Below are 21,731 nucleotides of genomic sequence, written 5' to 3'. Positions count from 1 at the left end.
GTTGAGATAAGGATTAACTTATGCGCCATCGTAAAAGCGGTCGCCAGTTAAACCGTAATAGCAGTCATCGTAAAGCGATGTTCCGCAATATGGCTAGCTCTTTAGTTAAGCACGGTTTGATCAAAACGACTGTAGCTAAAGCTAAAGAACTACGTATGGTAGTAGAGCCATTGATTACATTGGCTAAAACCGACAGTGTTGCAAATCGCCGTTTAGCGTTTGCTCGTACACAAGATAAAGAAGTAGTAGGAATTTTATTCAACGAACTTGGTGCACGTTACCAAGAACGTCCAGGTGGTTACACTCGCATTTTAAAATGTGGTTTCCGTACTGGTGATAAAGCCCCTATGGCTTATGTTGAACTTGTCGACCGCCCAGCAGTAGAAGATGCAGCTGAAGTAGTTGAAGAAGTTAGCGCAGAAGCATAATTTAGTACTTGTACTAAATTTATTCTGACGATATTAAAAGCGGAGCTTAGGCTCCGCTTTTTTGTGTGCTAAAATTACTCATCACAAGACAAGTACATTAGCTAAAACTTGACCCGCCTAGTAATACCTCGTATAACAATTGTCCATTAATAATAAGGTCAGCCATTATGTCGTCACGAAATCCTATCATCGCTGTTACCGGTTCCTCGGGTGCAGGCACTTCTACGACAACAGAATCGTTTGAGCATATTTTCCGTTCACTAGGCATTACCTCAGCAACAGTTGAGGGCGATAGTTTCCATCGCTACTCGCGCCAAGAAATGGATTTAGAAAAGCGTAAAGCGAAAGAACAACAACTTAAATTAAGCTACTTTGGCGCGGCAGCCAATGATTTTGATGCCTTAGAGAAGTTATTTAAAGACTACTCAGAAACAGGCAAAGGTAAGATGCGCCGTTATCTACATACCTTTGATGAAGCTGTGCCTTATAACCAAATGCCCGGTACTTTTACTCCATGGGAAGCATTGGGTGAGGGAACTGACTTGCTCTACTATGAGGGGTTACATGGCGGGGTTGTTACCGAGAACAATGACGTTGCCAAGCATGTAGATTTACTCATCGGGATGGTACCGATTGTCAACTTAGAATGGATACAAAAAATAATACGCGACACTGACAAGCGTGGTCATAGCCGTGAGGCGGTAACGCAGAGCATTGTTAGAAGTATGGAAGATTATATTTCATTTATCACGCCACAATTCTCGCGTACTCATATTAACTTTCAAAGAGTACCCACTGTTGATACCTCAAATCCTTTTAGCGCTAAAGCGATACCGACACTAGACGAAAGTTTTGTCGTTATTCGCTGTCGTGAATCAAGCCAATTAGATTTTCCTTATTACCTTAGTATGATCGATGGTTCATTTATGTCTCGTATGAATACCTTGGTTGTCCCTGGTGGCAAAATGGGTTTAGCGATGGAGTTGTTATTGACACCATTGATTAGAGAATTAATGCTTAGAAAGAGTGAAGCAAACAAACAACTTGACTGGATGAGTGATCTGTAGCTGTAGAGCAATGCTATATTTTGATTTGACCTTTACTTCTCCTGCCGTCCTTCCGCTTTTCCCCCTGTGAATTGTTTTTTTACAGGGAGGAAATAATGAGAAAAGAATGAGTAGAGACTTAAAAGATTATGGGCAAGCTGTAATTATATCAAGTCGATTAATACAGGCCAGTGAGTGAGGTTTAGTATTTTGATATTGTCTGTTCAATAATAATGCTGTTTTTAGCTTCAGCAGTACAATATAAAAAGCTTAAAGCACTGCTAGGGTAAAAAGAGCATTACCCCAGCAGTCAGAACGATGGAAAAATAGTTATATGTCAATAATCTCGAAATCGTGAGTAATATTAACTGACTTATTAAGCATCAATGCGACCGAACAATATTTATCAGCAGATAAACTAACCGCGCGCTCAACATGCTTAGCACCAATGTCCTTACCTTCAATAACAAAATGTAAGTGAATATCAGAAAATAATTTTGGCACAGAATCAACGCGCTTAGCAGCTATTTCAACTTTACAGCCGGTAATGTTTTGTCGTGCTTTTTCTAATATACTCACCACATCAACTGAAGAACAAGCACCTAAAGATATTAATACACTTTCTAATGGACTGGGCGCCAAAGCACCTGCGTTTGCATCTAATACCATTGTGTGGCCACTTTCAGATGTGCCCATAAACATTTCTTCGCCGATCCATTTTACTTGTGCTTTCATTAATACTTTCCTGAGTGTTAAATTCAGCTGAATTTTAGCCATTTATAATAACTTTAGCTACTAATACCAATCCCATTAAGTTATTACTCACTTGTACTAGTTAAAATAGCTCAAGGCTGTGTTGCTCTCAATCCCAATAGCCAGCTATTGCTCAATCGAGCGCCTTACCTTGAGTTATTTTTCCTGCGCACAACAAGATCACAAACTTAATGGAACAGGTATAACTCCATTGAAATTTATTGCCGTAATAAGATAGGTCTAGGATAGGTAAACCTAAGTCTATCGATGTTCTATAAATAAAATCTTTTAAGTCAGCGTACAAACTGGTAGCTACTATATAAATTTCGTTGTTGGCTGATTGTCAATAAAATGATGGCAAAATGGTGAGTTTCACTGTAAATTTATCGCCACAAATTTGTAGTTTTTTCCATTTCTAAATTAAAGGTGAAAAAGTTGTTGTTCAATAAATACTTTCGTTTACACACCCTAGCTATCGCTATAGGTACATCATTTACTTGTTTACCATCTTTTGCTGCTACGACAGCGTCTGTTGATGAAAATTTAGAAACTATTGCCGTACTCGGCTCTCGTGTTTCAAGTAGAACAGCAACTGAGTCAAGCTCCCCAATCGATATTATTTCCAGTGAGTCACTGACCAAAGGTGGTTTTAGCGAGTTGGGTCAAAGTCTTCAGGCGATGGCTCCGTCATTTAACTTTAGTAGAACACAAGTATCAGACGGTTCTGATTTATTTAGACCGGCAACACTTCGAGGCCTACAGCCAGATCAGACTTTAGTATTAGTTAACGGCAAGCGACGTCATAATCAAGCAATTTTTGGTTTAAATGGTACCGTTGGTGCCGGTGCTGCCGGTACCGATATGAATGCAATACCCATGACAGCGCTAAAAAATGTACAAATATTACGTGACGGTGCTGCTGCGCAATACGGCTCTGATGCTATCGCAGGTGTTATTAATCTTGAGCTTAAAGATAGTACAAACGTGACATCGGGCTTTATCCAAACAGGTGCCGCTGGCGAAGGTGACGGTGATGTCTTAGCCGCAGGGTTAAATACTGGTTTTGATCTAGGCAACGAGGGCGGATTTATTAACTTAACCGCTGAATATAGAGATTACGACGGCACTAATCGCGCTGAAAAAGATACCAGCGGCAGTTCAAACACACCACCAGGTACTTTATCTAACAAGGTACGATGGGGCCAAGGAAACGCTGAATCTAGATTTCAGTCATTTTTTTATAATGCTATGTTGCCGTTAGAAAATATCGAGCTTTATGCTTTTGGCGGCTATTCAAATAGAACCGCTTTAGGTAATGGTTTTTATCGTAGCTTTAATGAAGCTGAAAAGAATGTACCACAAGTTTATCCGGATGGTTTTTTACCGCGCATTGATAATGAAGCACAAGATATATCAACGGCATTTGGTGTAAGGGGCGAGCTAAGTGATGATTGGAGTTTTGATGTTTCAGCTACCTATGGCGAAAATGAATATGACTTTTATTCTAACAATACTATCAACGCTTCTTATGCTGCTGAATATTTAGCACTGAACCCGACAGCAAGCGAGCAAGACATTGCCAATAATGCTGGACCAACATCAGGTTACTCTGGTGGCTTTAGGTATGATCAATTAACCTTTAATGCTGACATTTCAGGCCTTATTGAAATGGCTAGTGGTGAAACCCTGTTTGTTGCTTTTGGTGCTGAATATCGCCAAGAAAATTATGAAATTGTTGCTGGTGAAGTAGCCTCTTATGCTTGTGGTGCAAATAATAGCTCAACATCTTCTCCCTCTGTAATCGACAGTAATACTTTTGCGGCTTGTGGTTTTCAAGCGTATCCAGGCTTAAGACCAGATGCAGCAAATGATGCAGACCGTCACAGTTATGCGTTATATCTCGATCTTGAACAGCAAATAACAGAGCAATGGAACTTAGGCGCAGCTTTGCGTTATGAAGATTTTTCTCAGGCGGGTAGCAAGCTGATTGGCAAGTTATCAACGCGTTATGAGCTAACAGAAAGTTTAGCCGTCAGAGGAGCGCTATCAACAGGTTTTAGAGCACCGTCACTGCAACAAAGTGCATATACTGCCTACACCACCAATTTAGGTGCAGGTGGCGTGTTATTGTCATCATTCACCGCAACAGCGGGTTCAGCATTTCCTTCAGCGTTAGGTGTAGAGGGTTTGCAGCTTGAAACATCGAAAAACTTAAGCCTAGGGCTGGTATACGATGTTAACAGTGCGCTATCGGTATCTTTAGATGCTTATCGAGTAAAGATTGATAACCGTATTACTTTAGGCAGCCTGCTAAACGCTAGTGATGTGTCATTCAACACTGAGGCAGTAGCTGCATTAAACGCTACAGGAGCAGTACAAGGTAACTATTTCTCAAATGCAGTTAATTCCACCACCCAAGGGCTTGACCTTGTTATTAGCTATCAGGCCGAGTTATTAGCTGGCAATTTAAACGTAACACTCGCCGGTAATTTAAATGAGACTGACATTGATAGTGTCAATTCCCCAGCTGGTATTCCAGCAAATGTTGCGCTAGACGACTTACAACGTAGCTTTTTAACGGACGGACAACCAAAACAACGTGCTACTTTGACCTTTGATTATAGCAACGAAGCATGGAGTGGTGTTGTCAGAGCCAATTACTATGGTGAAACTGACATTATGTATTTTGGTAATGATCATATCGGTCTACCGGGGTTTTTATCACCAACAGGTAGCTTTAAACCGAGCAGTGTTGTCGAGTCAGCGGTATTAATTGATGTTAATTTAGCGTACCAACTTAGTGATACCTTACAATTATCTGCCGGCATAAATAATTTATTTGACAAGACACCCGATGAACTTGGTGAAGATGAAGTATTAAACTTTATTACCAATGGCGCATTTAAATACCCAGTAAGAGCACTACCTTATGGCTTTGACGGTATGACTTATTACGCAAGGGTAAACTTTAGTTTCTAGTTGAGAAAGTTAAATTTTATTATCATTAAAGCACTACACCCTAGTGCTTTTTTATTTAATAACGCGCATAAGCTAAAGTTTGAATAAGCGTATGGTAAATAACTGAGATTAATCCAGGGATTTATTGAAGAAGTGGCCCACCCGACAGGAATTGAACCTGTGACCACACGCTTCGGAGGCGTGTACTCTATCCAGCTGAGCTACGGGTGGTTTTTGACTTGTGCTACATTGATATAACAAACAATAAATTGTCATTCAATATCAATAAAATTATCTTAATAATCAAATTGATTGTTAAAGCTTTATTATTCAACATCCCTTTGAGAGAGCGTGCTCTGTCTAGCTAAACTATATCAGCATATTGAAAAGATTTAAGCGCGGCAAATATTATAGATTATCGCCGTTTATGTCTAGAGGATTACTGAATTTATTACGTAAAAGATTAACTTATGAGTAATTTCTGTCAATTAGCCTTAAATTTGCTATTAACCTGCTTACATAACAACGCGTTTACGCGGCTTGCACTATGTTGCGAACAGGCCGATATATTAATATATTGTTAATATAATGGCGGAAAAAGATGTACTTTCGTCATGAAGATGCCTAAAGTGAAGGCTATAATATCTTTTATCTCAAGACCCTATAAGTAAACACTTGGCTATGAAACGATTCTCAATTGTATTTACTCTATCACTTATTTTAATGGCGAAACCATTATTGGCTCAGACATATGATACACAAATTATCAATGCTGAACTTTATCGTGACACTATTGAACGAACGGGAAAGCTTGATTACAAGAGAGCCTTGAGCCTTTCATTTAAAACGAGTGGCTACTTAACGTTGCTCAGTGTTGATGAGGGTGAGCAATTTAAGAAAGGGCAGTTGTTAGCGTCGCTTGATACTACAGAGTTAACAGAACAGAAAAACTCCAACTATGCACAAATGACACAAGCAAAACGTGAAGTGAAACGCATTAGTGGTTTAATGGCTAATAAGCTAGCTTCTGAGCGTGATATGGACACCGCCATCACTCGAGTAGCAACTACTGAGGCGGCCTATCAAGTCGCTGATTATAATTTAGTCAAAGCGAAAATATACGCACCATTTTCAGGGGTTGTTTTGGCTCGCGACACAGAACTTGGTGAGTTCCAAAGTCCAGGCCATCAAGCACTGAAAGTTGCCAAGCTAGACTGGGTGGTAAAAGTGGCATTAACCGGGCAAGAAATTAGCCAAGTTCGATTAGATCAAAAAGTTAGTGTTGCCTTAAGTGAAATCGGTATTGTTAAAGGCGTTATTAGTAAAATACCTGCTATGGCTAGTGACAGCAGTCACTTATTCATTATTGAGGTTTTGTTACCAAAAGTAAAAATAATGTCAGGTATGATCGCGGGGCAACTTGCCAGTGTTAGCATTGCCTTTGAAAGTGAAAAATTTGTTTATCAGTTGCCAATAGGGGCACTTGTTGCCGTTGATGAAGAAGGCAAAGCCATTGTTATTGTCCAGTCACCAGATAATTCAGTTTTTAAAGAACATAGCTTCCAAGTCTTCCAGATAGACAATGATTATGTCTACTTAAAAGCTGTGCGTAATGACCAAGCTTTAAAAATAGTCACTAAAGGTTGGCAAAATATTGTCGTGGCTGGAAACTAGTTATTATGCAGCTCCCTCGCATCGCCATAAAAAATGCCCAGTTTACTTTTACTATTGTTGTGCTGATGGTACTTGTCGGCATTGTTTCATATTTTCATATGCCTCGTTCTGAAGACCCTCAATTTGATATTCCAATTACCTTGCTGGAAATTATCTACCCAGGCGCGTCACCTACTGATATTGAAAGCTTAGTAGTTGACCCACTCGAAGAAGAATTTTCTGATATTGAAGGCATAAAAAAAATTGAGTCACAAATTAAAAATGGTGGCGCGCGCATCGAGGTCACTTTTTTATATGGGAGCGATCCAAATACCGCTTACAACGAAGTTAAACAAGCGGTATCAACGGTCAAGCCAAGCTTACCTGAAGGTGTACAAGATGTTTTAGTGTTAAAAGCGACACCCACCAGTGTGGCTATTATTCAGTTAGCTCTTTGGAGCGAAACAACTGACTACAAAAGTATGGAATTTCATGCAAAACAGCTCGAAAAACGTTTGGAAGCTATTGAAGCGGTAAAAAAAGCCGATATATGGGGTTATCCAACACAAGTTGTCGCTGTAGATTTAAACCTTGCGATGTTAAAGCATTACGGTATCAGCATACCCACCATTAATAACGTGCTACAAAAACGGGCTATTAACATTACACCAGGATTTGTTGACGCTAATACACGGCGATTTAACGTTAAAACGAGTGGTAACTTTCAACATATTGACGAGCTTAATAACACCGTTGTGTTTTCTAATGAAAACGCGGTTATTCGTTTAAAAGATGTCGCCGATGTTGGTTTTTCTAGTAGAGAGCCTAGCTATTTGGCTTACTATGATACTAAGCCCGTGATATTTTTGACGGTAGAACAAAGGCTGAATACTAATATATTTGCGCTCACTGAGGCCATTGATGAAGAAATTCTAGCCTTTAAACAAACCCTACCTGACACCATTAAAACAGCCATGCTGTTTAAACAATCTGACGGTGTAAAAAATCGCGTTAACGGCTTTTTTGATAACTTATGGCAAGGCTTAATACTTGTTGGAATAATGGCATTAATATTTTTAGGCATACGCGAAGCTATTGTAGTGATTATTGCCATCCCTTTATCTTTTTTAATTGCAATTGGTTGGCTTGATTTTGCAGGTTTTGGTCTGCAACAAATGTCTATCGTGGGGTTAATTATTGCCTTAGGTTTGTTAGTTGATAATGCCATTGTTGTCACCGAGAGTATTCACCGGGAAAAGAAAAACGCACCAACTTTGGCACAAGCCTCGGCCTTAGGCACCAGTAAAGTCGGCTGGGCTATTACGAGTGGCACAGTAACCACCATGTTGGCTTTTTTACCTATGCTGATGCTAGCGAGCGACACAGGTGATTTTGTGCGTTCGATGCCCGTGACGGTGGTGTTAGTACTGTTGGCCTCTTTGTTGATTGCCTTAACACTTACGCCATTACTGGCTAGTAAGTTTTTTAGCCAAAAACCGAGTAAAGTTAAAACGCTACAACATTATGTCAATATTTTTGCTGAGCGTTATTATGTTGGGTGGCTAGGTCGTTTAATGAATGCAAAACTTATTATACTAGTAGTCGCCTTCGTTGCCTTATTTGCTATGGCATCTCTTTTTGGGCAAGTAGGTGTGAGCTTATTTCCTAAAGCTGAGAAAGCAATGTTGTTAATTGACGTTGAAACACCGGCTAATTCATCATTAGATTATACCAATGACGTTATGCACTCGATGACAGCGTTTATTAAAACTCAACCCACTGTAGATAAAGTTGCCCTTAATGTTGGTAGCTCTAATCCCCGAATTTACTACAACGAAATCCCTAAACGTGGTGTCGCAAGTTATGGTCAAGTGCTATTGGTATTACAGTCATATGATGAAACCGCAGTAAATACTTTGGTTAAGGTGCTACGAGCAGAATTTTCACAGTGGCATCAAGCAAAAATTACTGTCAAAGAATTTACTCAAGGCCCAGTAACTGATCAGGCCATTACCGTTAGATTGATCAGCGAATCGTTATCTGATCTTGAAGATGTTGCCAGTGATTTAGCGACTCAAATGGCAGCAATTCAAGGAGTGATTAATCTCGATAATCCTATTGGTATTGCTAATACCGAATTAGTCTTAGCGATAGACTATGATAAAGCAGCACTTTCAGGCATTGAGATAAACCATTTAGATAATAGTATTCAAACCGCACTTTCGGGTACATTTATTGGTCAGTTTAATGATGTTAATGGTGAAAACTACCCTATTTTAGTGCGTCGGCCTAAAAGTGGTTTAACCGGACTTTCTGATATAACGATCGTTAATCAACAAGGTGAAAGTATTCCTTTAGGGCAATTTGTTAAGATAAAATTACAGAAAGGTCGGACAGATTTTTTCCATTATCAAAAGTTACGTATGGCACGTGTGTCAGCTGATGCAGCCCAAGGTTATTCAGTGCAAGTGATCACCAACGAGGTGGTTAACTACTTAAACAACTACGCGTTGCCAGCAGGTATGTATTACCGCTTAGGCGGAGAAGAAGAGTCTCGACAAGAGTCTTTTGCTGGGCTGTCACAAATTATGCTAATAACAGCGATTGGTATTTTTGCTATTTTAGTCTTGCAATTTAAATCATTTTTACAGCCACTGATTATTTTTACTTCAATACCTTTTGCTATGGCAGGCGCAGTATTTGGCTTATATTTAACTAACTTATCATTTTCTATGATGGCTTTTATTGGTTTAATAAGCCTCTTTGGTATTGTAGTTAATAATGCCATTATTTTAATCGACACCACCAACCGAAATTTATCGACAGGTTTAGATAAAAAACAAGCTATTTTATCTGCCAGTGCCACGCGTTTTACGCCAATATTATTAACAACCATTACTACTATTGGCGGTTTATTACCCTTAACACTTTTTGGTGGTAGTTTGTGGCAGCCGTTGGGTGTGGTTATTATTTCTGGCTTATGTGTTTCGGCCATCGCGAGTTTTATCATCGTACCCATACTCACCGAATTATTTACAAAAACAGGCTTTTCAAGAAAGATCAAAGCATAATTTATGGATTTTATTGGTTTATTAGGTTTCTCTTTAGCCGTGGTGGTTTATGCACTACTCGCACTGCTAATTATTGCTGCCCGCAACCGAAGCTTAGTTGCACGCGCGGTATTATTTTGTACCTTAGTAACGTTAAGCAGTAATGTAGTCGCTGCCTTGCAAATTAAATTAGCTTATAGCCTGCAATGGGCGATGTTAGCAGATGGTTTTAAAATAGCCTGTTGGTCGTTATTAATTATTTTATTTAATACTGAGCATCGCAATTTTAAAGCGCTGGTCAGTAATTATTATGTGCGACAGTACGTCGGTGTTTGGCTACTTTTGATCTTGGGTTGTTGGTTGACAACTTACTGGCTAGATTACGCTTACGAATATATATTTCTGCTGTTTATCGTGCTTAATTTGTCGATATTGGTCTTGCTTGAACAGCTTTATCGCAATGCCAGCCTACCAGTGCGTTGGGCTATTTGGCCGTTAGTTGTTGCTCTTGCCAGCGTCGCTATATTTGACTTTGTGCTGTATGCACAAGCAACCATGGTTGATGGCATTGATTTTAACTTTTGGTTTAGCCGGGGTTTCTTAGCGCTATTTGTGGCACCACTTTTATTAATTAGCATCCGCCGTATTAACAATGGCGAAGTACGCATTTTTGTTTCTCGTCACGTTGTTTTTTATAGTTCTATGTTAATGATAGCAGGTGCTTACTTACTGCTAATGTCATTCACAGGTTATATTATAAATTACCTAGGTGGAGAATGGGGAGGTTTAGTCAGCATTGGATTTTTAATGCTCAGTGGTATTGTCCTCGTTGCTTTGCTCATTACAGAATCGTTACGCCGTCGCGTTAAAGTTTTTATTGCTAAAAACTTTTTTGCCAATAAATATGAATATCGTGACGAGTGGTTAAACCTAATTGAAAAAATTGAAACGACCAGCGGTGAAAGCCATTATCAAATGGCAACGCACATTATGATGTCCAAAGTTGATGCATCACGTGGAGCGATTATTAAAAAATTTTCTAACCAACAATATCAAATTCAATACAGCCATGGTATTGAAATAAATGATGAAATAGAAAGTCAGCTCTCAGAGGTTGGACTATTTTGCCACCAACAAGGTTGGATAGTTGACATCAACGAATACGAAAACGCCCCTTTGCTTTATCCCGAGTTAACCTTAGATATAGCGTTATTTCGGAGCAAAAACATTCAAATTATAGTGCCAATATTTATTGGTAAAGCATTTTATGGCTTATTTTTGCTTGCGGATGAAAATGAACTTAAAGGACTAAATTGGGAAGACAGAGATTTATTATTTGCCATATCTAAACAACTTGGCAATTTTATTTCACTCTATGAGGCCACCGATAAACTCAGTGAATCAAAGCAATTTGACGCCTTTAATCGAATGTCAGCATTTTTGGTACATGATCTGAAAAATGTTCAGGCGCAATTAACTTTAATTACTTCAAATGCCGAAAAGCATCGAAATAACGCTGACTTTATTGATGATGTTTTTGAAACGGTTGAGTCAGCAACACTAAGACTAGAAAAAGTGTTGTCTCAACTGCGAAAAAAACAGATTGAGCAGTCTTCTCATCGCCAGACAGATTTAGCGGCAATTGTTAAAAAAGTGCTTTTACAATGTAATTCAAGCTTACCAGGGGTTGAGTTTGAGCAACATGGTAGTTGTGTTACCTTTATAGACAGCGAGTCTTTTCAATCAGTTATGCACCATTTAATACAAAACGCACAAGAAGCAACAACGAAAAACGGTTGGATAAAAGTATCCCTTGTTGAAAAAAAACGTACCATTAGAATTATCATTGCAGATAATGGCTGTGGAATGACTGAAGAATTTATTAAAAGTCGACTGTTTCGACCTTTTGATTCCACCAAAGGCAATGCTGGCATGGGCATTGGTGTATTTGAAGCAAAGCAATTTTTTGAAAATATGGCGGGTATTATCAAAGTGGCAAGTACGCCCAAACAAGGTACAGTTTTTACTATTGATCTGCCATTAAGAGTAGCGGGTGCAATAAGTGGTCAAGATTTATTATAAGGATCCAATCAGCATGGAAAAGTTGTTAATCGTAGACGATGATAAAGGAATCCAAAAGCAATTAAAATGGAGTTTATCTGATTACGATGTTGTACTGGCAGGCGATCGTGAAAGCGCGATCGCTGCAGTTCGCCGTCATGAACCTAAAGTTATTACCTTAGATTTGGGCTTACCACCAGATGCAGCTAATGCGTCAGAAGGCCTCGCTGCACTGCAGGAAATGTTAACCATTGCGCCACATAGTAAAGTTATTGTTATAACGGGTAATGATGATCGAATCCATGCGTTAGCAGCCATTTCTGCTGGCGCCTATGACTTTTATCAAAAGCCAATTGAAACTGACGTGATTAATGTCATTGTTGCTCGTGCATTTAGTTTGGCGGCGATTGAGGCAGAAAACCGTAAAATGCGTGCGGTTGCTGGCAGTGACATGGGTATTATTGGTAACAGTGAGAGTATTGAACGTTTGCGCATGATGGTAAAACGTATTGCTCCAACAAGCATAACCGCTTTACTGTTGGGTGAAAGTGGCACCGGTAAAGAGGTAGCGGCTAATGCGGTGCACTTAGCTAGTGATCGTAAAAATAAGCCTTTTATTGCGATAAATTGTGCCTCTATTCCAGAGACATTATTGGAAAGTGAATTATTTGGTTTTGAAAAAGGCGCTTTTACTGGCGCGCATCGAACCACCAAAGGGAAAATTGAATGTGCCGAAGGCGGTACATTATTTCTCGATGAAATTGGTGATATGCCCTATAGTTTGCAAGCCAAGTTGTTACGCTTTTTACAAGAAAAAAATATAGAACGCCTTGGCGGCCGACAAGAAATTTCAGTTGATGTCAGAGTCGTCTGCGCGACTAATCAAAATCTTGAACAAATGGTTGCTGATAAGACCTTTCGAGAAGACTTGTTTTATCGTGTCAGTGAAATTACTTTAAATATTCCACCGTTACGTGATCGAGATGAAGACGTGATCATCCTTGCACAGTACTTTCTTCAACATTATGCTATGGAATATAAGCGTAACGTTAAAAGTTTCTCTGAAGACGCATTAAGCGCGATTAAAGCGCATAAGTGGCCAGGTAATATACGTGAGTTACAAAACAAAGTGAAAAGTTCGGTTATTATGACCACGGGCACACAGGTAACCGCGATAGACCTAGGTTTCTTTGATCATCAAAATAAAAGTTTTGAACTCTCACTTAATTTACGGGTAGTGCGCGAGCAAGCTGAATCAATCGCCATTCAAAAAGCTTATACACTATCTGACGGCAACATGTCCAAAGCAGCTGATTTACTGGGTGTAACTCGGCCAACACTTTATTCATTAATAGAAAAGTATGCCTTAAAAATTAATGGTTAAACATTACAGCCAATGCGTTATTAACCAAAAAATAAAAACCGGCTTAAGGGCGGTTTTTATTTTAATCTACTTGGCATTAAGTCAGGAACTCAGTTTCAAGGTGTAATTCTCAACTGCAGATCGGAATTCATGTCGAAAACAGTTAAATTTCATTTAACTTGATGGACTGAAGTCCAAGCTAAATAATGCCTACAGGTGACAATGTCGCGTAGGGTAATTGTTTTTTGTAGGTCGGACTTCAGTCCGTCAACCGTACAGCGGGCAATTAACCTGATGGGCCAAAAAACATCTGTAGCGGATATTATTTTCTCGCTCGGCATTTATGCCAAAAACGGTTAAATTTCATTTAACTTGATGGACTGAAGTCCAACCTACATAAGGTCTACGGGTGATAATGTCGCGTAGGGTAATTGTTTTTTGTAGGTCGGACTTCAGTCCGTCAACCGTACAGCGGGCAATTAACCTGATGGGCCAAAAAACATCTGTAGCGGATATTATTTTCTCGCTCGGCATTTATGCCAAAAACGGTTAAATTTCATTTAACTTGATGGACTGAAGTCCAACCATACATAAGGCCTACAGGTGACAATGTCGCGTAGGGTAATTGTTTTTTGTAGGTCGGACTTCAGTCCGTCAACCGTACAGCGGGCAATTAACCTGATGGGCCAAAAAAAATCTGTAGCGGATATTATTTTCTCGCTCGGCATTTATGCCGAAAACGGTTGAATTTCATTTGACTTGATGGACTGAAGTCCAACCTACATAAGGCCTACAGGTGATAATGTCGCGTAGGGTAATTGTTTTTTGTAGGTCGGACTTCAGTCCGTCAACCGTACAGCGGGCAATTAACCTGATGGGCCAAAACATCTGTAGCGGATATTATTTTCTCGCTCGGCATTTATGCCGAAAACGGTTAAATTTCATTTAACTTGATGGACTGAAGTCCAACCTACATAAGGTCTACGGGTGATAATGTCGCGTAGGGTAATTGTTTTTTTTAGGTCGGACTTTAGTCCGACAACCGTTGAATGGGCGATTAACGTGATGGGCCAAAAAACCATAAAGCGGGTTATTTTTTGGTGCTCTCGTCAGTATTGGTGTAAATACGGCTTTTATGTTTGAGTATTTTATCAACGTAACGGGCCATTTTTATTTTGTGTTTTATATTACCCTCCAGTATTTCTTCTACTTCTCGTAATATCTCTTTAATACTTTCTACTTTTTCTGAAGAATTAACCACAACTTGGCTTGGCTCATTGCTGGCTAGCTCTGCGGTATTAAGTGAGCCAGTAAGTTCTACTTCCATTTCTTGTGCAACTTCATTAATCGCATCAAGGTCTATACTTTTAAGTTCTTCTAAAAAGCCAAACAAAAGTAACCTGTCGACAAATATATTTATCTTGCGTGGCACACCTAATGTTTTCTCATGAATGAGGTCAAATGCCGCATCACAAAATAAGTCATCTTTAATGCAAGCGGCTTGGTGTAACCGATGATTTATGTATTCTTTCACCTCTGCTTTTGATAGCGGTTTTAAATGTGCAGAAGCGATAATTCGTTGGCGAAACTGCTCCATATTAGGCGCTTGTATAATGCTTTTTAGTTCTTCTTGGCCAAGTAAAAAGCTTTGTATTAAAGGTTTATTATCTAGCTGAAAATTAGACAGCATACGCAATTCTTCAACGGTTTCACTCGGTAAATTTTGCGCTTCATCAACAATTAATAAGGCTCTTTTTCCTTGTTGATGTAATTGGATCAGAAATTTTTCAATAGCTTGTAGTAAATCTGCTTTGCTATTACCGATAACAGAGATATTAAATTCTGAAGCGACTAATTCTAGTAACTCTTGAGGATTCAGTTTAGTAGTAACAAGCTGAGCTGCTACGATACTTTTATCACCTAAATTATTTAATAAATTGCGGGCGATAGTGGTTTTTCCAGTACCTATTGGCCCAGTAACCACAATAAAGCCTTCACCTTGATCCAAGCCATATTGAAGGTATGACAGAGCTCTTTGATGATGACTAGAAGCAAAAAAGAATCTCGGATCGGGGCTTAATTGAAATGGTCTTTCTTTAAAACCATAATAACTTTCATACATACGACTAGAAGCCTTTGGTAATTTTGGCGCTAATGCGGCCTTCTTCATAATTGAGCGGAGCATTGCCAGAGCTTCTATTTAGATAGCTCACAGCGACATTAAAAGACAATGCACTATTTAACGATGTTTCGTAGTTTAATTGGTAACGTCGATACCTATCGGTACGCTCTAGCTCGGTAGTAATTTGCAAGCTAGTTTCAGTATAAGATAAATCAATACTGACACTAGAACGACCACTCACTTTTCGCGTTATGCTGACACTTGCTGCGCTTAATTCGTCTTCGATACGGGTATCGAGATTTTCGCGATTTTGCCGACTCGTATTAACATTAATCGTTGTGCGCGGTAGCGTCAGTGTAGAGTTCCAGCTCAGTGTTTTATTAAGTGAAAAAACGTTATCCTCTATTAAAGTAAAGTCTTGAATTGGAAAGATCACAAAGCCCTGATCGTCTGGCTCATTAGGGTTATCAGGAGCAATATTGTCACCCTCATTGAGAATACATTCTTCGATCAGTAAAGCATTAGTATTAGGGCAGAAATAAAACCCAATGATGTTAGCAGCAAAATTATTACGGGTTAGGGTCTGAATATCTTCAACATAACTAATGGTGTTGGTTAAACGTCTATTTCTATGAGTTAAATCAAGTCCATAACTATTACCATAAAAGCGTTCAGAAAAGTTTGCTGACAGTTTGGTACGCGTTGATGGTTGCCATAGAACCGCAGCATCAACATAGGCTTTTTGTTCATCGCCATCAATATCGAGTTTGTCGCCAATCGGCTGGTTATACGACGTATCAAGACGCAGTCGTGGAGAAATTAACCAGCGTACACCTAAGCCGTATGAATTTGATTCTATCGAACGATTTGAATTATTTAAATTACCGCTATTGTCTTCATTGTAATAACGAACAAAAGGATTGATTTTATAGTCAGTTATTAACCCTATTATGGCTTCACTTTGGCTCTGTTTACCCTTTAGATTATTATTTTCTTGTTCTTGATAATTATGATCTAAGCTCCAAAATATATGTCGAGCGCTTGTGCCGTTGGTACTGCTGAGCTTGGCAACCACGCCTTGACGATTACCGATATTATCTTCTGAATTGGTTTGACGATAGCCCAACGTAGAATCTAAGACGAAATCACTATTACTGACATTATATTCAAGGCCAGCATTATAGGTTTCTACTTGCACAGTATCGGCTGAGACAATATCTGCTAAGGCATTTCTACTGCGATTACGGGCTTGGTTTGAAATGTTCATAGTACCGAAAAGTACAATACCATTAGGCCAGAGCTGTAACCGTAAATCACTCGCTATTGTGTGGTAGTCATTATCAAGTTCGTGATTATGACTATAAAGCGCATAATTACTTTGCGATGACAAATTGAATTTTGCTTGTTGTGCACTATAACTGGTTTTTATATTAACCCCAGCTTGGCTTACTAAGCTAGATTGTTCATTGCGAGCAACTAAACCAACATTGTCAGTATAGGTTTCATTAAGATTAATGCTCGGGTCAAATTGCCAATCACCTGAAAAAGTAAAATTAGAGTAAATCAATGCAAAAAAAACAGTAGTGAGTTTAGTTCTGTGTGCCATACCCATAGCCGTAATAGCCATACAAATCCTTATGAGATCTTATTGCTTTATTAAGTACCAGCCCCAAAGCTAAATTTTCGTTGAGGTGTTCAGTTGCCGCCTGTATATCAACAATTGAGGTTTTTGATTCCTCAACAACAATCAGTGCTTGGCCCATTAAATTTGCTAATACTAGTGTCTCTGTGACACCAATTAATGGTGGGCAATCAAAAATAACGATACGATCAGGATAACGATTAGCCAACTCATTAGCTAATATGGCCATTTTTTCACTGGCTAATAATTCGTTAGACAAATGGTGCAGTTTCCCTGCGGGTATTAATTTTAATTTATCAATATCGGTATTGTAAATTATATCGCTTACTTGCTCTGTTTTACCGAGTAAATAATCAATTATACCCAACTGTTCTTCGATACCTAACTCACGCATAACACTAGGTCGCAGCACATCTGCATCGATCAGCAACACCGTTTTATCTTGTTCAAGCGCTATGCTTAACGCTAAGTTAATCGCGACAAAAGTTTTACCTTCGTTAGGTTTAGCACTACTGACCATAATTAAATTGCTGTGGTGTAATGTTTTCGCCGCATTGCCAAAAGCATTATTTAGCAAGATACGCTTGATTTGGCGGAATTCGTCTTTGATACTTTTTCGGGTCCCGTTATCAATTAAATAACCGCGCTCTGCTAAACCTATTTTATCAAGGATTAATTCGTTCTTTGGGCTTGTGGCAAAAGTCTCTTTGACGACCTCTTCACCTGAGGGATATTGAGCCACTTTAACCGAGGTTTCCAAGCTTTTCTGCTGTTGTTTTGCTAGCGCTTTTTCGATAATACTCATAAATTATAAAATCCCTTTGATCGGCGCTAATATCACGTTTGGCGCAATGGCATAGAGCATAAAAAATGCCAGCATGATGATGAGCACGGTATTAGAAATAATAAAAATCAGGGTTTTTCGTTTATGCCAACGCTGCAAGCCAAGATTTTCTGTAGCTGACACCACACCAAAGACAGGAATGCCGGTAATTTTTGCTACTTGGCTACTAGAAGTAACCACGGGATTAATCTGACTAAATAACAGTGATAAGCCAACACCAATGCCAAAAGCAAAAATAGTTGAGCCCACTAAAAATAGCATGCGTTTGGGGCCAACGGGCGTAGTAGGGGCTCGAGGTGGGTCAATAACTTTAAATTGTATCGGGTTAGTTGTTTCATTAGCTTGTTGAGCCAACTGTGCCGTTTCTTTACGGTTGAGTAATTGTTCATATTTTTCTTTTGTAATGTTATAACCACGATTCAATGAAGTTAATTCTGCTTCAATTTCTGGCAAAATGTGAACTTTACTCTCCAGATCCTTAACTTGCTGGCGATAATCATTGGCTCGAACGGTAGTTGATGCCACTTGATTTTCCAATTGATTCACTTGTATTTGTAATTGTTGAATCACGGGGTTCTGGCTGCTTAAAAGTTCACTGCCATCGTTATTTTTAGTGCTACTTAAATAGTCATCAATTTCATCACTGCGTTTATTGTTTAAGTGAGCAAGTCTGCGTTTAACTTCTTTAACATCGGGGTGCATTTCAGTGTAACGTAATTGTAGTGAATCTAAAGTTACGGTTAATTCAGCAATTCGACCATCGTAAGTGGTTTGAATACTATAGGAATTCTTAATGTTATTTTGAGCATTACCGCCACTAGACGGAGACGAGTTTAATTGTGCTTTCGCAGACTTTAATTGCGTTTCTAACTCACGCAAATTTAAATCGATTACTTTTAGTTGCTCTTTTACAAGATTTAACTTTTGATAATAACCGCCATATTGACCGGGTAAAACACCACTATATTTTTGTTTGAAATCGGTCAACCTAGCTTCAGATGCTAATAAACGATTTTCATAGTCTCTGATCTGGGTATCTAAGAATTTCTGTGCTGAGTTGGAATCGTTTCGATTTTCACCTAAAGTATTCTCAATAAAAACGGTTAATGCAGAATTAACTACATTTTTTGCCATTTCAGGGTCTTTATCTAGATAAGAGATAGTAAAGATATTTTCTCTGCGACCACCGGTTTTTCTAATCGTAATATTAGATTTCAAGCGATTGATTAATGCCTCATAAGCTTCAGGCGTTGTCGCTTGCACATCTAAATCTGTCATTCGCGTTATACGTTCTAAATTTGGGCGACTTAACAGCGTTTTAATCATTAAACGAATTTGCGATTGGGGGTCTGTTTTAACCGTTAACCCTTTTAACAACGGACCAAGGATACTTTGAGTATCTGCGTATATACGGGCCTCAGACTCATAAACATTATCGAGTTGGGCAATATAAACCCAGGCTAATGGGCATATTAACCAAGTTGATATAATAATAAAGCGACGCTTAAGCCAAATCCCTTTAAGATAATCTATAATTTGTTCTATTATTTCTTGCATTCCCGACCTCTAAAACAGGTAAATAAAGTTATTATGTTTAAAACCATGTTTCAGGTATTACGATAATATCGCCAGGCAATACATCAACGTTAGCCGATATTTCCCCATTTTTAATTAAGTCTTCAATAAAGATATCATATTGTTTTTGTAGACCATTTTCTATTCGAACTAATATTGCCCCGTTACCATTGGCAAATTCGGTTAAGCCGCCAACACGGATCATAACGTCTAATAAGGTCATATGTTGAATGTAGTTTACTGCTTTGGGCTGGGCTGCTTCACCAATAATGCGAATTTGTTCGCTGAAGGGGCCAACAAAATTATTGACCGTTACGGTCACAACGGGCTCTCGCAAATAGGTAGCAAGTATTTTTTCAATTGAGCGGGCAAGTTCGGTTGGTGTTTTGCCGGATACAGGAATATCTTCAACCAGCGAAGTGGTGATCATACCATCAGGGCGAACAATAAACGTGCCAGAAACTTCAGGATTACGCCAAACAAAAATATTGACCACATCACCAGCACCAATTAAATATTTGTATGAGTCAACATCAACAGTGTTGGACTGATGAAGCTTGGCGGGGGGTAATGTAGCTGAACTACATCCGGTTACAATATAACCCAGTGTAATAAATATAAGTGCTTTAAATGTATTAGTTATGCATTTTTCCATGGTATTAACCTTCTTATTTACAACCGTTTTTTATATAAGCAAACAGATTGTATTTGATTTTTACATCTGATGCACATTATTTAATATATTGTAAAGATATTGTAAATCAAGTACTTTAAATATACTAACGTTTGCACATACTAATTTTTACATTTAGCAATGAATCAACACGAATAAACACCTTAGAAAATAAAAGCATTTCATGCTGGTTATTTTTTTCATTAAAAAGGAACTTTCCAACCTTATGTCGAGCCCTAAATTTCGCGATTTATCTGCGGGTAGCAAATCTTTAATCTTAATTGAGTTTTTCTGTTTTGCTGGCGCACTTTTGCTGAGCTTATACTTAAATAGTTTATTTCATTTTGTTGCTTACGATGCTCAAAGCATCGCGTTAAACATTTTGTTTATCCATGCAGTTGTTTTTGCTTTAATGGTTCAGCTTTCATGCTTGGCAATGGGACTTTATAACTCAAAATTAAGAGAAAACTTGCGAGGCGTGATGAGAAGGTTACTGGTGTCGGTCGCTATTAGCTTCTTTATCGTTTCTTTGCTTAACCCTATCTATGGTACTGGCGCATTAGCTATTGAGTTACTGGCTATGGCGTCCTTAATAAGCTTGTTCATGGTAAGTGCTGTGAGGTATTTAACACTACGCATAGACTTCTTCGGTTTCAATAAACGCAATATTCTTGTGTTAGGAGGAGGCGAACGCGCTTCAATTATAGAAAAACGCATGCGCCGTGATGTCGACCGACAAAACTTTTTTATGCATGGCTTTGTAGTGCTTAACGGTGATGCTGACCAGGGTATTATCAATGAAAATATCATCAAATTAGAGACTTCATTAGTCAGTTACGCGTTAGAGCATCAAATTGATGAAATTGTTGTCGCCAACGACGAGCGTCGAGAAAATCTACCAGTTGATGAACTTTTTGCCTGTAAAATCAGGGGCATTGAAATAACAGAAATTCTTGATTTTATAGAGCGTGAAACCGGTCAAATTGCCGTTAATTTAATTTACCCAAGTTGGGTTATATATTCTAATGGCTTTGCATCCTCTAATCATCTACGTAACACTTTAGACTGGATATTTAACGCCAGCATGGGCTTTATTTTACTGATAGTTACTTGGCCTATTATGCTCATGACGAGCTTATTAATTAAGTTAGATGAGGGATTTAAAGCGCCTGTTTTTTATTCCCAAGAGCGTGTCGGCGTTGATGGCCAAGCCTTTAGTATTGTTAAGTTTAGAAGTATGCGACTTGATGCAGAAAAAAATGGTGCTCAAATGGCCTCAGAAAACGACGACAGAACCACAAGAATTGGCAAGTTTATTCGCAAGTATCGCATTGATGAACTACCGCAAATATATAATACCAATTACATTAAATTTGTGATCTAATGGTAGTTATGAAATATATTACTAAAAAACAATTATCTGAGAAATTGGAGCTTATTAATTTAAAGGCACTTATTGCTCAAGAAACCAATGGCAGAATGAGAATTCGCCTATTAGCTTTATTGCACATTAAGGATGGAGCTGACAGAACTCAAGCTGCCAAACATGTAAAAGTAAGCAGG

The 21,731-nt window shown here is 38.7% G+C and carries 14 protein-coding genes and 1 tRNA gene; 8 read left to right on the top strand and 7 right to left on the bottom strand.

Annotation, left to right across the window (positions count from 1 at the left end):
* Positions 1-20: 20 nt before the first annotated feature.
* Entirely contained in the window at positions 21-428 is a 408-nt protein-coding gene (gene rplQ, locus ESZ39_RS00075) for a 50S ribosomal protein L17 (protein WP_146877765.1), read from the top strand.
* Positions 429-595: 167 nt separating this feature from the next.
* Positions 596-1,495, top strand: a complete 900-nt coding sequence (locus ESZ39_RS00070; RefSeq protein WP_146877764.1) for a phosphoribulokinase — start codon at positions 596-598, stop codon at positions 1,493-1,495.
* Between the two features lie 309 nt (positions 1,496-1,804).
* Here the strand turns inward: ESZ39_RS00070 and ESZ39_RS00065 are convergent, their stop codons facing one another.
* On the bottom strand, positions 1,805-2,209 hold the full coding sequence (locus ESZ39_RS00065) for an OsmC family protein (RefSeq protein WP_146877763.1): 405 nt from the start codon (positions 2,207-2,209) through the stop codon (positions 1,805-1,807).
* A gap of 498 nt (positions 2,210-2,707) precedes the next feature.
* Here ESZ39_RS00065 and ESZ39_RS00060 point away from each other — a divergent pair, with 498 nt between their 5' ends.
* On the top strand, positions 2,708-5,206 hold the full coding sequence (locus tag ESZ39_RS00060; protein ID WP_411266846.1) for a TonB-dependent receptor plug domain-containing protein: 2,499 nt from the start codon (positions 2,708-2,710) through the stop codon (positions 5,204-5,206).
* Positions 5,207-5,339: 133 nt separating this feature from the next.
* Here the strand turns inward: ESZ39_RS00060 and ESZ39_RS00055 are convergent.
* Positions 5,340-5,416, bottom strand: a tRNA-Arg gene (locus tag ESZ39_RS00055).
* Positions 5,417-5,866: 450 nt separating this feature from the next.
* Here ESZ39_RS00055 and ESZ39_RS00050 point away from each other — a divergent pair.
* The 4 genes from ESZ39_RS00050 to prsR are packed head-to-tail and all read left to right on the top strand — an operon-like array spanning position 5,867 to position 13,333.
* Positions 5,867-6,859 carry an efflux RND transporter periplasmic adaptor subunit gene (locus tag ESZ39_RS00050; protein ID WP_146877762.1) on the top strand — a complete coding sequence of 331 codons (993 nt, stop codon included), beginning with the start codon at positions 5,867-5,869 and terminating at the stop codon, positions 6,857-6,859.
* A gap of 5 nt (positions 6,860-6,864) precedes the next feature.
* Positions 6,865-9,909, top strand: a complete 3,045-nt coding sequence (locus ESZ39_RS00045; RefSeq protein WP_146877761.1) for an efflux RND transporter permease subunit — start codon at positions 6,865-6,867, stop codon at positions 9,907-9,909.
* Between the two features lie 3 nt (positions 9,910-9,912).
* A complete protein-coding gene (gene prsK, locus ESZ39_RS00040; RefSeq protein ID WP_146877760.1) occupies positions 9,913-11,970 on the top strand; it encodes an XrtA/PEP-CTERM system histidine kinase PrsK in 2,058 nt (685 codons plus the stop codon).
* A 13-nt stretch (positions 11,971-11,983) separates the two neighbouring features.
* Positions 11,984-13,333 carry a PEP-CTERM-box response regulator transcription factor gene (gene prsR / locus ESZ39_RS00035; RefSeq protein ID WP_146877759.1) on the top strand — a complete coding sequence of 450 codons (1,350 nt, stop codon included), beginning with the start codon at positions 11,984-11,986 and terminating at the stop codon, positions 13,331-13,333.
* Between the two features lie 1,069 nt (positions 13,334-14,402).
* Here the strand turns inward: prsR and ESZ39_RS00030 are convergent.
* Genes ESZ39_RS00030 through ESZ39_RS00010 form a run of 5 tightly spaced genes read right to left on the bottom strand, consistent with a single transcriptional unit; the run spans position 14,403 to position 20,150 of the window.
* Positions 14,403-15,434 (bottom strand): XrtA/PEP-CTERM system-associated ATPase, encoded by a 1,032-nt coding sequence (locus tag ESZ39_RS00030; RefSeq protein ID WP_146877923.1) that lies wholly within the window; start codon positions 15,432-15,434, stop codon positions 14,403-14,405.
* Positions 15,435-15,438: 4 nt separating this feature from the next.
* Positions 15,439-17,061, bottom strand: a complete 1,623-nt coding sequence (locus tag ESZ39_RS00025) for a TIGR03016 family PEP-CTERM system-associated outer membrane protein (RefSeq protein WP_146877758.1) — start codon at positions 17,059-17,061, stop codon at positions 15,439-15,441.
* Entirely contained in the window at positions 17,024-17,881 is an 858-nt protein-coding gene (locus tag ESZ39_RS00020) for an XrtA-associated tyrosine autokinase (RefSeq protein ID WP_146877757.1), read from the bottom strand. The genes ESZ39_RS00025 and ESZ39_RS00020 overlap by 38 nt, the downstream gene beginning before the upstream one ends.
* 3 nt (positions 17,882-17,884) lie before the next feature.
* Positions 17,885-19,477 (bottom strand): XrtA system polysaccharide chain length determinant, encoded by a 1,593-nt coding sequence (locus ESZ39_RS00015; protein ID WP_146877756.1) that lies wholly within the window; start codon positions 19,475-19,477, stop codon positions 17,885-17,887.
* 37 nt (positions 19,478-19,514) lie between these two features.
* Complete coding sequence (locus ESZ39_RS00010) at positions 19,515-20,150, bottom strand: XrtA/PEP-CTERM system exopolysaccharide export protein (RefSeq protein WP_146877755.1); 636 nt, start codon at positions 20,148-20,150, stop codon at positions 19,515-19,517.
* Positions 20,151-20,394: 244 nt separating this feature from the next.
* Between ESZ39_RS00010 and ESZ39_RS00005 the strand changes: the two genes are divergently transcribed.
* Complete coding sequence (locus ESZ39_RS00005; RefSeq protein WP_146877754.1) at positions 20,395-21,552, top strand: TIGR03013 family XrtA/PEP-CTERM system glycosyltransferase; 1,158 nt, start codon at positions 20,395-20,397, stop codon at positions 21,550-21,552.
* The last annotated feature ends 179 nt before the right edge of the window (positions 21,553-21,731 follow it).

The organism is Colwellia sp. C1TZA3, assembly GCF_007954265.1.
In the GTDB taxonomy this organism is placed as follows: domain Bacteria; phylum Pseudomonadota; class Gammaproteobacteria; order Enterobacterales; family Alteromonadaceae; genus Cognaticolwellia.
Note: the sequence above shows the minus strand (reverse complement) of the source record. Positions and strands in the feature narration are given on the sequence as shown.

Coding starts and splice junctions, on each gene's coding strand:
- prsR (WP_146877759.1), top strand. CDS start 11,984: ATGGAAAAGTTGTTAATCGTAGACGATGATAAAGGAATCCAAAAGCAA.
- ESZ39_RS00065 (WP_146877763.1), bottom strand. CDS start 2,209: ATGAAAGCACAAGTAAAATGGATCGGCGAAGAAATGTTTATGGGCACA.
- ESZ39_RS00030 (WP_146877923.1), bottom strand. CDS start 15,434: ATGTATGAAAGTTATTATGGTTTTAAAGAAAGACCATTTCAATTAAGC.
- prsK (WP_146877760.1), top strand. CDS start 9,913: ATGGATTTTATTGGTTTATTAGGTTTCTCTTTAGCCGTGGTGGTTTAT.
- ESZ39_RS00020 (WP_146877757.1), bottom strand. CDS start 17,881: ATGAGTATTATCGAAAAAGCGCTAGCAAAACAACAGCAGAAAAGCTTG.
- ESZ39_RS00025 (WP_146877758.1), bottom strand. CDS start 17,061: ATGGCTATTACGGCTATGGGTATGGCACACAGAACTAAACTCACTACT.
- ESZ39_RS00015 (WP_146877756.1), bottom strand. CDS start 19,477: ATGCAAGAAATAATAGAACAAATTATAGATTATCTTAAAGGGATTTGG.
- ESZ39_RS00045 (WP_146877761.1), top strand. CDS start 6,865: ATGCAGCTCCCTCGCATCGCCATAAAAAATGCCCAGTTTACTTTTACT.
- rplQ (WP_146877765.1), top strand. CDS start 21: ATGCGCCATCGTAAAAGCGGTCGCCAGTTAAACCGTAATAGCAGTCAT.
- ESZ39_RS00005 (WP_146877754.1), top strand. CDS start 20,395: ATGTCGAGCCCTAAATTTCGCGATTTATCTGCGGGTAGCAAATCTTTA.
- ESZ39_RS00010 (WP_146877755.1), bottom strand. CDS start 20,150: ATGGAAAAATGCATAACTAATACATTTAAAGCACTTATATTTATTACA.
- ESZ39_RS00050 (WP_146877762.1), top strand. CDS start 5,867: ATGAAACGATTCTCAATTGTATTTACTCTATCACTTATTTTAATGGCG.
- ESZ39_RS00070 (WP_146877764.1), top strand. CDS start 596: ATGTCGTCACGAAATCCTATCATCGCTGTTACCGGTTCCTCGGGTGCA.